The sequence below is a fragment of the Gemmatimonas sp. genome (assembly GCF_021298855.1).
Classification (GTDB): Bacteria; Gemmatimonadota; Gemmatimonadetes; order Gemmatimonadales; family Gemmatimonadaceae; genus Gemmatimonas.
The window spans coordinates 1-13,062 of the sequence record NZ_JAJTHI010000011.1 but is presented as its reverse complement, the minus strand read 5'-3'; the positions used below and the strand labels follow the sequence as shown (position 1 = coordinate 13,062).

Below are 13,062 nucleotides of genomic sequence, written 5' to 3'. Positions count from 1 at the left end.
GGCGGTGGGGCCCGCTGCGTTCCCCGTGCCTCCTCCCTTCCGTGCCTCCCCGCCGCGCTTGTCGCGGCCCATTCCACGGCCTAGCTTCGCGCCATGACCCTGCAGAACTACGTCTTCGCGGTGATCCTCGCCGGCGCCCTCTGGATGTTCAGCCAGCAGGCCCAGCGGCTCGTTCGATGGCTCAAGCTGGCCAAGCCCGAGGATCGCACCGATCACCCGGATATCCGCACGAAGAACTTCCTGCTCATCGGCCTCGCGCAGACCAAGATCCTGCGCGACCCCCTGGGCGGCATGATGCACGCCCTGGTGTTCTGGGGGTTCTGCGTGCTGGGGCTGGGCACCATCGAGATCATGATCCAGGGGCTCTACACGCCCTTCACCTGGAACGTGCTCCTCCCCGACGTGCTCTACACGGCCTTCGTGGCGTCGCAGGAGCTGTTCGCGGTGTTCGTGCTGTTCCCCGTGTTCTACCTGTTGTACCGACGCCTCGTCATTCGCCCGCGCCGGTTCACGGTCGATGCGGTACACAGCGGCGAGGCCGTGCTCATCCTGAGCGTCATTGCCGGGCTCATGATCACACTGCTGCTGCTGTACATCGGGGAGCAGATGCAGCCCGGCGCCTCGCAATCGGGGCACATCGTCACCCGCGGCTTCCTGCCGCTCTTCGCCGGCATGATGAGCGTGGAGACGGCGCACACCATGGCGCGGGTCTCCTGGTGGCTGCACGCCCTCGGCATTCTCTGGTTCCTCAATCATCTCCCCAAGTCCAAGCACCTGCACGTCCTCACGTCGCTCATCAACGTGTGGTTCTCCAACACCGACGGGCCGGGACGCGTGGGGGCCATGCGGCCCATGGACCTCGAGGCGGAGGACGCCGAGCAGTTCGGGGCGAGCGATGTGGAGCACCTGAGCTGGAAGGCCCTGCTCGATGGGTACTCGTGCACCGAGTGCGGGCGCTGCACTGCCGCCTGCCCGGCCAACATCACGGGCAAGGTGCTGTCGCCGCGCATGATCGTGGTCAAGACGCGGGCGCGCCTCACCGAGAAGGCCACCGTGCTCGACGCCGTGGCCGCCGGCGGTGGTACCGCCACCGCCGAACAGCAGGCGGTGCTGGACAAGAAGCTGCTCGACAGCTGGATCACCGAGGAAGAGCTGTGGGCCTGCACCAGCTGCCGCGCCTGCGTGCAGGAGTGCCCGGTGAGCATCGATCAGCTCGATATCATCAACGAGCTGCGCCGTGATCTCATGCTCATGGAGTCGCGCTTCCCCGACGAACTGCAGCCCGCGCTCACGAGCCTCGAGCGCAACGGCAGCCCGTGGGCCTTCAGCGCGGCCGATCGGGAGCAGTGGGCCGAGGGAATGAACATCCCCACCATGGCCGAAATGGCGGCCAGCGGCGAGAAGCCCGATCTGCTCTTCTGGGTGGGCTGCGCCGGCTCGTTCGACGATCGCAGCAAGAAGATCACGGTGGCGTTCGCGCGCATTCTGCAGGCGGCCAACGTGAAGTTCGCCATCCTCGGCCAGGAAGAAACCTGCCACGGCGACCCGGCGCGTCGCATGGGCAACGAATACCTCTACCAGATGATGGCCAAGGGCGTGATCGAAACGCTCAATGGCTACGAGATCAAGACGGTGGTGACCTTCTGTCCGCACTGCTTCCATCAGATGGGGAAGGAGTTCCCCGATCTGGGCGGGCATTACGAGGTCATTCACCACACCGAGTACATCGAGCGGCTGCTCAACGAGGGGCGCGTGCCGCTCGACACCGAGCACGGGCAGCGGCTCAAGGTGGCGTACCACGATTCCTGCTATCTGGGGCGCTACAACGAGGTGTACGATGCGCCGCGCAACACGCTCAAGAAGGCGCTCCCCATCATGGAGCTGGTGGAGCCCGCGCGCACGAAGAGTCGCGGCCTGTGCTGCGGCGCCGGCGGCGGGCGCATGTGGATGGAGGAGAACGTGGGCAAGCGCGTGAACGTCGAGCGCAGCGAAGAGCTGCTGGCCACCGGCGCCGATCAGATTGCCGTGGCGTGCCCGTTCTGCATGACGATGATCACCGACGGCGTGACCGGGGCCGGCAGCGAGGTGCCGGTGCTGGACATCTCCGAAGTGGTGGCCGCGCGGTTGCGCTGACCGCCGGCCTCAGCGCCCCGGCGGCTCCTTGGTCGTGGCCCTGGCGACCGTCCCGGAGGGGCGGGAGGGTGTGTCGCGTGGCGGGCGCTTGAACGACAGGTCGACGGCACCGTCGTTCGGGGGCACGGCGCGGGCTGCGGTCGGTGCCGGCCGCCCGCGCCGTGCCGCGCCCGGGTACAGCGCGAGCAGCGCGCACAGGAAGGTCATGACCACGATGAGCGGGCCGCGGAAGGGCGAGATTCGGTCTGGGCGCATGCCCTCCCGTACGGAAGGATGATGCCAACGGAGCGCCCGGTCATGTGCCTCGGGAATGCCGTCATGGCAGGGCAAACCGTGGGGGGGGCGCCACACGGACTGTCGCAGGGGTGCCCCAAGGCGCCATGGTGGGAGAGACGGTAGACGACGGCTGGGGGGCCGGCGCCGGGCCCGTCAGCGCGCCATGTGCCGCAGATGCAGCAGTTGCACCACCTGTTTCACGGCCCCGTTCTCGTAGGGCGTGTGCGACCGGTGCACCAGTTCGAGCCCCACCGTCGGCAGGTGCTCCAGAAACGCGGGCAGAGCGAGCCGACCGGGGTCGGCGATGATCGCCTCGCCCTGCGGCGCGAGGGCGCGCGCCACACACGCGCCCACCAGCGAGGCGTACTCCTTCTCGTACAGCACGTCGGCCGCGATGACCACGTCGAACGTGCCGAGGTCGTCGGGCCAGGCACGCCAGTTCACCAGCCGCGCCTGCGGCTCCCGGCCGAGATTGCGCGCCGCATTGCCACGCGCCATGTGAATGGCGTCCTCGTAATAGTCGGTGGCGGTGACCGAGAAGCCGGCGGCCATGGCGGCCGTGGTGTCGAGCCCAAGACCGCACCCCAGTTCCAGCAGGGTGCGCCCCTCGCCACGCATGGACAGCAGGGCGCCGGCCAGCACGCGCGCCGATGGCCAGAGGTCGGCCCAGTAGGGGAGCCGCTCGTCCATGACGTAGTCGGCTTCGCTGATCAGGTGATCGGCATTGGCCGGCTTGAACAGGGTGAAGGTTCGGGCCTGTGCGCCCGACCCCACCGGCACCGTCTCGAAGTCGGTCGTCCACTTCTGCGTGAAGGCCGCGTCGAGCGCCGCGCCGTGCAAGGCGCGCAAGGGATGCGCGGCGTCGCTCACGAGGCGGTGTCCGGCGGGGCCGGGGCCGTGGGCAACAGCGGGGGCGCGTCGGGAAGCAGGATGGCGTGCATCATGGTGCCGGCCTCCACGCGGGTCATTTCCTCGGGCACCTCGAGCAGCGCGTCGGCGAGCGCCATGGACCGCAACAGATTCGATCCCTGCGCGCCCGAGAGCCGAGCCTCCAGCAGCCCATCGCTGCCAACGCCGAGTGCCACGCGCAGGAAGTAGCGCAGCGCGGCCGGCGTATCGGCCCGGTCTGTCATGCGGACCGGGATGCGTGCGTGGTGGACACCGGCGTGCCCACCCAGCGCCCGAATGAGCGGCCACGCGAACAGCACCCCCGTCACCAGCGTCGATACCGGATTGCCCGGCAACCCCAGCCAGGGCACATCGCGTACCATGCCGGTGCCAATTGGGCCGCCAGGGCGAATGCGGGCCCGCCAGAACCGTTGGGTGCCTCCCAGTGCCGCCAGCGCATCCCGCGTGTAATCGTGCGCCCCCACCGACACGCCGCCGGTGGTCACCAGCAGGTCGCATCCGGTGTCGAGCGCGTCGGCGAGTGCCGCCGTGAGGGCCTCGAGCGAGTCGGAGACCAGCGGGGCCATGGTCACCTGTGCCCCCGCTCCGCGCAGCAGCGCCGGCAGCGCATAGCTGCTCGACGATACCAGGCGGTGCCCCGCCAGCACCTCGTCGAAGCGATCGAGCAGCACCAGCTCATCGCCGCTCGACACGATCGTGACCCGCGGCTGCCGAAACACCGGGAGCGCTGCCGCGCCTATGGACGCGAGGGCGCCCAGATGCGCGGCCCGCAACGACGTGCCACGCCCGAACAGCACCGCGTTGGCCGCAATGTCCTCGCCGCGTGGGCGGACATTGCCGCGCCCCTGTACATCGCGATCACTCGTGATGCACACCGTGGCTTCACCCCGGTCCGAATCCTCGAGGCGAACGACCGCGTCGGCGCCGGGCGGCAGCGGGGCGCCCGTCATGATGCGCATGGCCGTTCCCTGCTGCACCCATGGCAGGCCGGTGGGATCGCTGCCGGCCACGCTGGTGCCGATCACCGGCAGGACACGCGGTGACGCAGCCGTGGCGCCCAGCACATCGGCACGCTGCACGGCATAGCCGTCCATGCCGGCATTGTCCCACGCGGGGAGCGCCAGCCGACTCGTGATGTCCTGGGCCAGCACGCGGCCCAACGCGTCCGCCACGCCCACGCGCTCCGTGGGAGTGGCGCGCCCGCCCACCGCGGCCAGCACCGCCGCCAGTGCGTCGGCAAAGGAGAGCCCCGACGCCGGACCCATCCCCGTGCCTGCCGTCACGAACCGCGTCCTGCCGCGAGCGTGCCGCCCGCGAGCATCGCCGCGAGCAGATCCTGCACGCGCTCCACCTCACGGGTGGGCACCGTGAAGTTGTTCATCATCATGGAGAAGAGCAGCACCCGCCCGTTGGCGGTGGTCGCGTAGCCACTGAGCGCGCGCGCCTTGTCGAGCGTGCCGGTCTTGGCGCGCACATTGCCTTCGGCCGGCGTGCCACGCATGCGGCTCCGAATGGTGCCGTCCACGCCGGCAATCGGGAGCGCGTCACGAAAGAGCGTGAAGTGCGGCGAACGGCGCATGGCGTCGAGCACCTTCACGATCGCGCGCGGCGTCACGTAGTCGTGGCGCGAAAGCCCGCTGCCATCACGATACGCGGCGTCGTTCGCCGTCACCCCCCACGCGGCCAGCGCGCGTGCCCCGACGGCTTGCGCACTGTCGGCCGACCCGTTGCCCGTTTGCTGCAGGGCCACCGTGCGAAAGAACAGTTCGGCCATCTGGTTCTGCGAGGGTTTCTCCATGCGTCGCAGCACGTCGGCAAAGGGCGGCGAGGTGATCACGGCCAGCGTGTCGAGTGCCCGCGACGCGGTGTCGCGCCTGGCCAGCCGCTTCTGCTGCACCGTGATGCCGCGTTCGGCCAGCGATTCGGTGAAGGCCGCCACGACGGCATCGTTGGGGTGACGATACGCCACCGTAAACCGCGCGCTGTCGCCCAGCGCGAGCGTCCCCGACACGATCAGCGCCCGGCCGATACTGTCGTAGGCCGCCTGCAGGCGCGGCGGGCGGGTGCCGGCGGGGAGCGGGGCGCTGTCGCGCGTTACGGCATCCACCACCACCGCCGGGTAGCGCCGCGTGGGGGCGGTCTGCACCCGTACCGGAGCCCCCACACGACGACCGGCATGCACGGTGACGTACAGCTCCCCTTCGTTGTACAGCAGTTCGTCGATCGCCGCACTGTAGGCCGCGTCGAAATCGTCCCAGGCCCACCCGAAGCCGGTGCTCAGCCCGGGGAGCGCATCACCCACGGGGAGGACGCGTCCGGCGATGCGGCGTACCCCACGTGCCGAGAGCGCATCCAGGGCCGCGTCGAACGCCGAACTGGCACGACCACCGCGCAGGGCGTCGCTGATGCTCGGATCACCGCTTCCCTGCAAGTACACGTTGCCATGCCACGTGGCGCCGCGCTGCACCCCGTGCAGCAACACCGGCGTGCGCCACCGGAAGTCGGGCCCCAGCAGCGTCGTCGCAATGGCGCCGGTCAGCAGCTTCTGGTTGGAGGCGGGCATGAACAACCGGTCGGCATCGTGGCTGGCGAGCGTGTCCCCCGACTCGGGGTCGACAATCAGGATGCCCAGGCGGGCGTTGCGCCACATGGGGGCTGCCACGACGGAGTCCACGGTATGGCGGACCCGGTCCCGCAGGGTGGGGGCCGGCACCGTGGCCACCGGCATCATGTAGGGGGCCACCGGCTCCGGCTGATGCGGCTCGAGCACCGCCTGCGGCGGTCGCGCCGCACAGGCCGTGGCGGCACCGGCGCACAGCGTCACGGCGAGCAGGCGCCGCATCAGGCGTCCACCTCGTAGCAGCTGCTCAACGTGGCATCCTCGGCCAGATGCACCTTGATCACCCGGGCGGTAGTGTGCGCCAGCGCGGCCTGCACCCGCTCGCAGATGAAGCGCGACAGCAACTCTCCCGTGGGGATCATCTTGCCGTCGGCAAACTCCGGCACATCGAGATTGATGTTGCGATGGTCGAACCGGTCGCGCACCTCCCGCTGCAGCACGTGGTCGAGGAAGCCGAGATCCACGAGAAATCCCGTCTCCTCGTCCACCGGTCCGGCCACGGTGACGTCACACACATACGTGTGCCCATGGTAGTGCGGGTGGGCACAGGCGCCAAACACCTCGGCGTTCTCCTGGTCGCTCCAGTCGGGGCGACGGTACCGATGGGCGGCGGCGAAGGTCACGCGACGGGTGAGCGACGTGCGGGGCATGCCGGCCTACCGGAACAGGGGGAACGTGACACCGGCGGTGAGCGCCCAATTGGCACGCCACGCTTCGCGTCGGCGGGTGTCGGTGAGGATGCTCGTGGTGTCGGCCGCCTTCACGAAGTAGCGGTCGGGATACTGGTACTGCCACAGGTAGTTCACGGCGTCGAGGCGCAGCTGCGGGCCACGGCGGGGCAGGTAGCGCAGGCTGAAGCCGTAGTTGAACGCGAACTTGGTGCCGAACTGGTAGCCGCCGGTGTCGGCGCGGGCGAAGTCGCTGGCCAGTCCCGCGCCCACATTCACCGATGGCATGAGATGCCGCCAGGTCTTGCGTCCCGTGAGTGACACATCGAGCCCGGCATCGATGAGGTGCGTCGTGGTGCCCGGCGTGGCCACGACCCGTGTGGCCCGCGGATTGGTCGGCACCAGCACGTTGCGCTCACTCGGCGAAAACACATACCGCGCGAACAGCGAGGCCGGGCCGCCCACGCCGATGTCGTACCGCACGCCGGCCAGCCAACTCGGCGCCGGGGCGACATTGGCGGGATCGGGCCTCACGGCCAGCCATCCGCCCAGGAGTGTCGCCGACTGGCCGATCTTGAAGTCTTCGTAGGGACTCTTCTCGGGCAGGTATCCCACTTGCGCACTCCCCGCGACGGGCAGCAGGAAGGCAAGGGCGGCTGCCACCGCCGCACCGGAACGAACGGGGAATACATGCATGGAGCGCATCAGGACGGAGAATCGGAAGGACGGACGCGAAGATCGCGACCGGTGATGTCGGGAGGCAGGGGAAGCCCGAGCAGCGCCAGCGCCGTGGGCCCCACGTCGCACAAGGCGCCCCCGCTGCGCAGCGGCGCGGTCTCGTCGGGATCGAGGATGACCAGGGGGACCGGATTGGTGGTGTGTGCCGTGTGCGGCTGGTGCGTGACCGGATCGATCATGAGATCCGCGTTGCCATGATCGGCCGTGATGATGAGCCGCGCGCCGCCGGCAGCTGCGGCCTCCAGCACCTGACCGAGGCAGGCATCCACGGCTTCCACGGCCGTGATGGCCGCCTCGAGCGACCCGGTGTGCCCCACCATGTCCGTATTGGCGAAGTTGCACAGCATGAAGTCATGCGTGCGGTTGGCCAGCGCGTCACAGAGCACGGCGCACACCGCCCCGGCGCTCATCTCGGGCTGCAGGTCGTAGGTGGCCACCTTGGGGCTTGGCACCACGCGCCGGTCTTCGCCGGGGAGCGGCTGCTCGTGGCCGCCGTTGAAGAAGAACGTCACGTGCGGGTACTTCTCCGTCTCCGCCGTGCGCAGCTGCGTCAGCCCCGCCTTGGCAATGACGTCGCCCACCAGGTTGTTCATCGATTGCGGGCCGAACGCCACCGGAAACGGGAACGTGTCGTCGTACTGCGTCATGGTGACGATCTGCACCAGCGGCCGCGGCCCCGTGTCGAACCCGTCGAAGTCGGGAAACGCGAGCGCGCGCAGGGATTGGCGCATGCGGTCGCTGCGGAAATTGAAGCTCACGAGGGCATCGCCATCGACCATGGGCGCCAGCGCGCTACCGTCCGGACCCGGCATGACCCACGGCGTCACGAACTCGTCGTGCACCCCCGCCGCATACGAGCGCTCGAGCGCGGCCAGTGCGTCCGGCTCCACCGGGGCCTGGCCACGCACCGCCGCGTCGTACCAGCGCTGCGTGCGCTCCCACCGGTTGTCGCGGTCCATGCCGTAGTAGCGACCGCACACACTGGCCAACTGGGCCTTGCCCGCAATCGTGGCGAGCGTCTCGCGCAGGAACCCCAGCGCGCTTTGCGGTGGGGTATCGCGTCCGTCGAGCAGGGCGTGCAGCACCACCCGCGGCACCTGCTGCTGCACCGCCAGCTCCACCAGGGCATACAGGTGCGCCTGGAACGCATGCACCCCACCGTCGCCCAACAGGCCCAGGAGGTGCAGGGTGCCGTGATTGAAGCGCACATGCGCGCACGCCTGAAGCAGCGCGGGGTTCTCGAAAAAGCGGCCGGTCTCGATGGCGCTGCCGATGCGCACGAGGTCCTGCATCACCACGCGCCCCGCGCCGAGGTTGAGGTGCCCCACTTCGCTGTTGCCCATCTGGCCTTCGGGCAACCCCACCGCCTTCCCCGATGCGGTCAGCAGCGTGCGGGAGCCGTGCGACCAGATGCGGTCCCAGTTGGGCGTGTCGGCGAGGCAGATCGCGTTCGCCTCACATTCTTCGCGGTACCCCCACCCATCTAGAATGATGAGCGCCACCGCGCGATCTACGCGTGCAGACATCGGTCTCCGGGATATGCTTCAGGGTGACCGCTCAGGCCGCATGCCGGCCGGGGCGGTACGTTCGTCGGGCATCGGGGGCCACCGCGAGGGCGGTGGGGTCAGCCGGTGCAATCTAAACCGTGCCGGATCATGCGTGTTCGTCGTCGGACGTTGCTGTTGGCCCTGTCATTGGTGACGTTGCTCCTCCTGGATGGTTTGCTGCTGTGGCGGCGCGCACGCTACCGGGAGGAGACGGCGCGGTTGCGGGCCGGCATGTCGGAACTCGAGCAGCAGCGTGCCGATGCCATCATGGCGGCGAATGTCGACCAGGCCACCCTCATGATCGAAATCATGCGGCGGCAGGCCCGGGGCGACGGCGGCATCCACCTGGCGGTGAACACGGATTCGGGCTACGTGGCCCTCGACCGGGGGGGCGCGCGGCTGCGCACGATGCCCGCCCGCATTGGCCCGGAGCGGCGGGTGGGAAGCGGCGCCGATACCGTTCGCGTGGTCGTTCCCCGGGGGGTGCGCCGCATCGAGCGCCTGCTTGGCGCGGCCGACGCGTGGTCCCTGCCGGACTGGCTGTGGGCCGACCGCGGTCTGCCCCCTGTGGCCGAGCGGGCGGCGCCCGGATGGACCGGGACGCACGCGATCGTGACCACGGGGGGAACCCTGTTGTACGCCGTGCCCGGAATCGGGCCGCTTGCCGACAGCAGTTATGTGATGCCCGGCTCCGTGCGCCTCGATGCCGGTGACTTGCAGGCCATTCGCGAAAACCTGACCCCGGGTACCCGGGTGTACTTCTACTGACATGACCACGCGCGCGGTACACCCCGCGGAAGGTCGGGCCCGGTCACGCGCGCTGCGACGTGGCTGGCGCGGCACGCCGCTCTGGCTTCTGGCGCTTACCGGACTGACCCTCGGGTTCACCGGGTGGCTGACCGTCATCACCCTGCGCACGCGCTTCGAGCGCGACGTGGCACGGCTGGTGTTCAACGACAATTCCGAGGCCCTCGAACAGCTCACCCTGCAGGCCGGACTCAGCGCCGACAGCCTGCGTGCCGAATTGGCCGCCACACCCCCGGTGCCGGCGGACTCTTCGTACATCGTGGTGTCCATCACCGACCGTCGCCTCTGGTACAAGCGCGGCGACAGTGTGCTCTTCACGGCGCGGGTGGCCACCGGTTCGGGGAAGCAGTTGGTCGTACGAGGCGGCACCAAGGTCCTGCGCTTCGAAACGCCGCGCGGCCGGCTGGTGGTGCAGCGTCGCGACTCCGCCCCCGCCTGGATCCCGCCCGACTGGCACTATCAGGAGCAGGCCAACAAGCGGCGGCTCGGTCTCACCCAGCTGGTGCGCGGCAAGCCCCTGCCGCTGCGCGACGGCGGGCTCATCACCGTGAAGGGGAACGATGTCGTGCGTGTGACCGCCGATGGTGCAGTCCGCCCGCTGGCGGCCACGGACGGCCGTGAGATCGTTGCCGATGGCCAGATCATTATTCCGCCATTCGGAACAAACCAGCGCAAGTATGCGGACGTGCTTGGCCATTACCGACTCTATCTGGGGGACGGCTACGCCCTGCACGGCACCAACAACCCGGCGTCGGTGGGGCAGGCGGTGAGCCACGGATGCGTGCGGCTGCGGAACGAAGACATTGCAGAGCTGTACCACCGCGTGGCCGTTGGGACCCCGGTCTTCATCTACTGAAGCCACACACACTTACAGATGCGATTTCCGTAGGCGTTCATCCTCGCCGGGTGAACGGACGGATCGGGGTCGAGTATATTTCCAGCACGGGCGCTGGGTCGTCTGCCATGGGGCAGCCGTCGTTCGTGACCGGGCGCCATCTCCGAACTCGTGATTCAGACATCCTCCGACGCCCAGGCGTCTTCAGCCAATCCCGTCGTACCGGTCGGGCGGGGCGCGCATCCGCGCCGCCGCGGGGCATTGGTCGTGGCCCTGACCGTTGCCGCGCTTGCGGTGGTCGTGCGCCCCACGGGCATGGCGGCCACGACAGCCCGCGACCTGTCGCCCACTGTCCGGGCGGACGTGCCGCGGGCCGCGTCGTTCCCGGGGCTCGACACCCTCCGTGGGGTGAGCCGCAAGCTTCGGGCCCGGTTCCTCGCCCCGCATCGCGCCGCCAGCATTCCGGTGCTGCGTCAGCTCTTCGGGGACTCGGCCGCCACGCGGCCCGGGGTATATGCCGCCAACGACTCAACGGGCGCCTTTCACTTCATCACCATGCGCCCCTTCGCCGACAAGGTGCGCGGGCGTATCGGCGCCTATCGCATTGGCTTCTTTCCGGCCGAAAAGCGGGCGCGCGGCGGCAGCTACGGCAATCCTGAGGGGTTCCTGGAAGTCACCGCCGGCAACGCGGATACGCCCATCTCCGAGCATTTCCGTCTGCGCGACTTCCTCACCAAGGATCAGACGGGCGTGTGGCCCAAGTACCTCGTCCTGCGCGAGCCGCTCGTGGACAAGCTCGAACTGGTCTTGCAGGAGCTGCGCACGATGGGCGTGCACGCGGCCACCCTGCGGGTCATGTCCGGCTTCCGTACGCCGCAATACAACCAGCAGGGCGTGGGGACCGGCGGTCGGGCCAACGACAGCCGCCACCAGTACGGTGATGCCGCCGATGTGTACGTCGTGAACGGCGCGCGCGACTGGATGAGCGATCTCAATGCGGATGGGCGTGTCGATACGCACGACGCCCGCGTGCTGGCCCAGGCGGCCGAGCGGGTGGAGCGCGCGCATCCGGAGCTGGTGGGCGGCATTGGCGTGTACAAGGCCACGAGTGCACACGGGCCCTTCGTGCACATCGATGTGCGCGGCAGTCGCGCGCGGTGGGGGGCGCAGTGAGCGGCGCCATCCTGGGAGGTGCGCCATGATCCAGCGCCGTACAGCGCTCGTGCTGAGCGGTCTCATTGCCATCACGGCGGCCGTGCTCTACCAGCCGCCCGGTGAGCTCTTCGCCGACTCGTCGGCCGAGAGCTTCCGCCGCGCCGTGCCCCGGGTGGAAGTGGGAGCCGCGGCGCGGGGGGTGAGTGGCGAAATCAAGATGCACTTCGTGCGCGCCGGCGAGCGGGTTGCGCTGCCGCTCGAGATCCGCGGGGCGTCGGGGTCGCTCGGGTTCGAGTATCAGTGGGTGGCCGTCGGCAGTGGCGAGTCGGGCGACGTCGTGCGTCCCCTCGAGGGCGACACGCTGCTCGCGCCGCTCACCCCCGGCATTTACGAGCTCGAGGTCACGCGCCATGGCGTCACGCAGCGTCTCGAGGAGCCGCGGCTGGCGGTGATGGTGCCCTTCGAACTCAAGCTGGGGAGCACCCTCAACGGCTACCAGATTGGACGCTACCCCGCCGAGTGGTCGCGCGATGAAGCGGCGGAAAAGCCGCTGGGCTTCGCCGAAGTGCACGAGGAACACCTCGACCTGCCGCTCACCAAGCACCTGCGCGTGCGCGACTTCGTCACGCACGACCGGCAGACCATGTGGCCCAAGTACGTGGCCGTCGATCCGCGCGTGCTCGACAAGATCGAACTGGTGCTGCGCGAATTGGCTCGGCGTCGTGGTGAGGAGAGCGCCTCGTTCATGCTGGAGGTGCACAGCGGCTTCCGCACACCGTTGCACAACGCCGGGGTGGAGGGCTCCGCGCGCGACTCGCGCCACTTGTATGGAGACGCTGCCGATGTCGCCATTGATGCCGACGGCGACGGAGAGCTCACCCTGTTCGATGCGTACCGGGTGGAGCAGGCGGTGGATTGGGTCGAGCGGGCGCACCCCGAGCTGGCCGGCGGTCTGGGCGTGTACAGCAGTCGCCGGTATGCCACGCCCTACTGCCACATCGACGCGCGTGGCGAGCGGAAACGTTGGCGTGGATGACCACGTAGGGCACGCCACACGGCACGCCACGAGGAGCCCATGAATCCGTACGTTCGCGATCGCATCAATCGCAAGCTCGAGACCCTGTCAGACGAGCGCCTGTATCAGGTGCTCGACTACGTGGAGTTTCTCGAATCGAAGTACGCGGAGAAGCCCGCCGCGGTGACCAACGTGTTCCAGAAATTCACCGACGGCGTGGAGGACACGCTGCGGGCCGGCGGACTCGCGGCCAGTACCGTGACCGAGGCCGTGGGATTTCTCAACAAGGCCATGGGCGTGCTCAACAACGTGGCGCAGACCACGAAGACGGTCGCCACCGATGTGGTCTCCACCGCGCG

General features: G+C 69.1%; 13 protein-coding genes. 6 read left to right on the top strand and 7 right to left on the bottom strand.

Going from position 1 to position 13,062, the window contains the following annotated elements:
- Positions 1-93: 93 nt before the first annotated feature.
- Positions 94-2,133 (top strand): (Fe-S)-binding protein, encoded by a 2,040-nt coding sequence (locus LW840_RS05460; RefSeq protein WP_291276561.1) that lies wholly within the window; start codon positions 94-96, stop codon positions 2,131-2,133.
- A 9-nt stretch (positions 2,134-2,142) separates the two neighbouring features.
- On the opposite strand, the gene LW840_RS05455 is transcribed toward LW840_RS05460, so the two are convergent.
- The 7 genes from LW840_RS05455 to gpmI all read right to left on the bottom strand — a co-directional run bounded on the left by LW840_RS05455 (position 2,143) and on the right by gpmI (position 8,870).
- Positions 2,143-2,388, bottom strand: a complete 246-nt coding sequence (locus tag LW840_RS05455) for a hypothetical protein (RefSeq protein WP_291260745.1) — start codon at positions 2,386-2,388, stop codon at positions 2,143-2,145.
- 174 nt (positions 2,389-2,562) lie between these two features.
- Positions 2,563-3,279 carry a methyltransferase domain-containing protein gene (locus LW840_RS05450; RefSeq protein WP_291276560.1) on the bottom strand — a complete coding sequence of 239 codons (717 nt, stop codon included), beginning with the start codon at positions 3,277-3,279 and terminating at the stop codon, positions 2,563-2,565.
- A complete protein-coding gene (glp, locus tag LW840_RS05445) occupies positions 3,276-4,601 on the bottom strand; it encodes a gephyrin-like molybdotransferase Glp (RefSeq protein WP_291276559.1) in 1,326 nt (441 codons plus the stop codon). Before glp ends, LW840_RS05450 begins: the two co-directional genes overlap by 4 nt.
- A complete protein-coding gene (gene dacB, locus LW840_RS05440) occupies positions 4,598-6,160 on the bottom strand; it encodes a D-alanyl-D-alanine carboxypeptidase/D-alanyl-D-alanine-endopeptidase (protein WP_291276558.1) in 1,563 nt (520 codons plus the stop codon). The genes glp and dacB overlap by 4 nt, the downstream gene beginning before the upstream one ends.
- The gene (locus LW840_RS05435; RefSeq protein ID WP_291260749.1) at positions 6,160-6,588 is read right to left on the bottom strand and encodes a 6-carboxytetrahydropterin synthase; all 429 of its coding nucleotides are present in this window, start codon (positions 6,586-6,588) and stop codon (positions 6,160-6,162) included. Before LW840_RS05435 ends, dacB begins: the two co-directional genes overlap by 1 nt.
- A gap of 6 nt (positions 6,589-6,594) precedes the next feature.
- Positions 6,595-7,311, bottom strand: coding sequence for a hypothetical protein (locus LW840_RS05430; RefSeq protein WP_291267453.1), 717 nt, complete (start codon positions 7,309-7,311; stop codon positions 6,595-6,597).
- A complete protein-coding gene (gene gpmI, locus LW840_RS05425; protein WP_291276557.1) occupies positions 7,311-8,870 on the bottom strand; it encodes a 2,3-bisphosphoglycerate-independent phosphoglycerate mutase in 1,560 nt (519 codons plus the stop codon). Before gpmI ends, LW840_RS05430 begins: the two co-directional genes overlap by 1 nt.
- 129 nt (positions 8,871-8,999) lie before the next feature.
- Here gpmI and LW840_RS05420 point away from each other — a divergent pair, with 129 nt between their 5' ends.
- The 5 genes from LW840_RS05420 to LW840_RS05400 all read left to right on the top strand — a co-directional run.
- Entirely contained in the window at positions 9,000-9,659 is a 660-nt protein-coding gene (locus LW840_RS05420) for a hypothetical protein (protein WP_291276556.1), read from the top strand.
- A gap of 1 nt (position 9,660) precedes the next feature.
- Positions 9,661-10,554, top strand: coding sequence for a L,D-transpeptidase (locus tag LW840_RS05415; RefSeq protein WP_291260753.1), 894 nt, complete (start codon positions 9,661-9,663; stop codon positions 10,552-10,554).
- 150 nt (positions 10,555-10,704) lie between these two features.
- Positions 10,705-11,706, top strand: coding sequence for a D-Ala-D-Ala carboxypeptidase family metallohydrolase (locus tag LW840_RS05410; RefSeq protein WP_291260754.1), 1,002 nt, complete (start codon positions 10,705-10,707; stop codon positions 11,704-11,706).
- A 25-nt stretch (positions 11,707-11,731) separates the two neighbouring features.
- Positions 11,732-12,724 (top strand): D-Ala-D-Ala carboxypeptidase family metallohydrolase, encoded by a 993-nt coding sequence (locus LW840_RS05405; protein ID WP_291267455.1) that lies wholly within the window; start codon positions 11,732-11,734, stop codon positions 12,722-12,724.
- Positions 12,725-12,763: 39 nt separating this feature from the next.
- On the top strand, positions 12,764-13,062 hold a 299-nt coding region (locus LW840_RS05400; RefSeq protein ID WP_291276555.1), incomplete at its 3' end, for a DUF2281 domain-containing protein.

What these genes read in the sequence shown, in the direction of transcription:
- LW840_RS05460 (WP_291276561.1), top strand. Translation starts at nt 94, where the DNA reads ATGACCCTGCAGAACTACGTCTTCGCGGTGATCCTCGCCGGCGCCCTC.
- LW840_RS05455 (WP_291260745.1), bottom strand. Translation starts at nt 2,388, where the DNA reads ATGCGCCCAGACCGAATCTCGCCCTTCCGCGGCCCGCTCATCGTGGTC.
- dacB (WP_291276558.1), bottom strand. Translation starts at nt 6,160, where the DNA reads ATGCGGCGCCTGCTCGCCGTGACGCTGTGCGCCGGTGCCGCCACGGCC.
- LW840_RS05435 (WP_291260749.1), bottom strand. Translation starts at nt 6,588, where the DNA reads ATGCCCCGCACGTCGCTCACCCGTCGCGTGACCTTCGCCGCCGCCCAT.
- LW840_RS05430 (WP_291267453.1), bottom strand. Translation starts at nt 7,311, where the DNA reads ATGCGCTCCATGCATGTATTCCCCGTTCGTTCCGGTGCGGCGGTGGCA.
- gpmI (WP_291276557.1), bottom strand. Translation starts at nt 8,870, where the DNA reads ATGTCTGCACGCGTAGATCGCGCGGTGGCGCTCATCATTCTAGATGGG.
- LW840_RS05420 (WP_291276556.1), top strand. Translation starts at nt 9,000, where the DNA reads ATGCGTGTTCGTCGTCGGACGTTGCTGTTGGCCCTGTCATTGGTGACG.
- LW840_RS05415 (WP_291260753.1), top strand. Translation starts at nt 9,661, where the DNA reads ATGACCACGCGCGCGGTACACCCCGCGGAAGGTCGGGCCCGGTCACGC.
- LW840_RS05405 (WP_291267455.1), top strand. Translation starts at nt 11,732, where the DNA reads ATGATCCAGCGCCGTACAGCGCTCGTGCTGAGCGGTCTCATTGCCATC.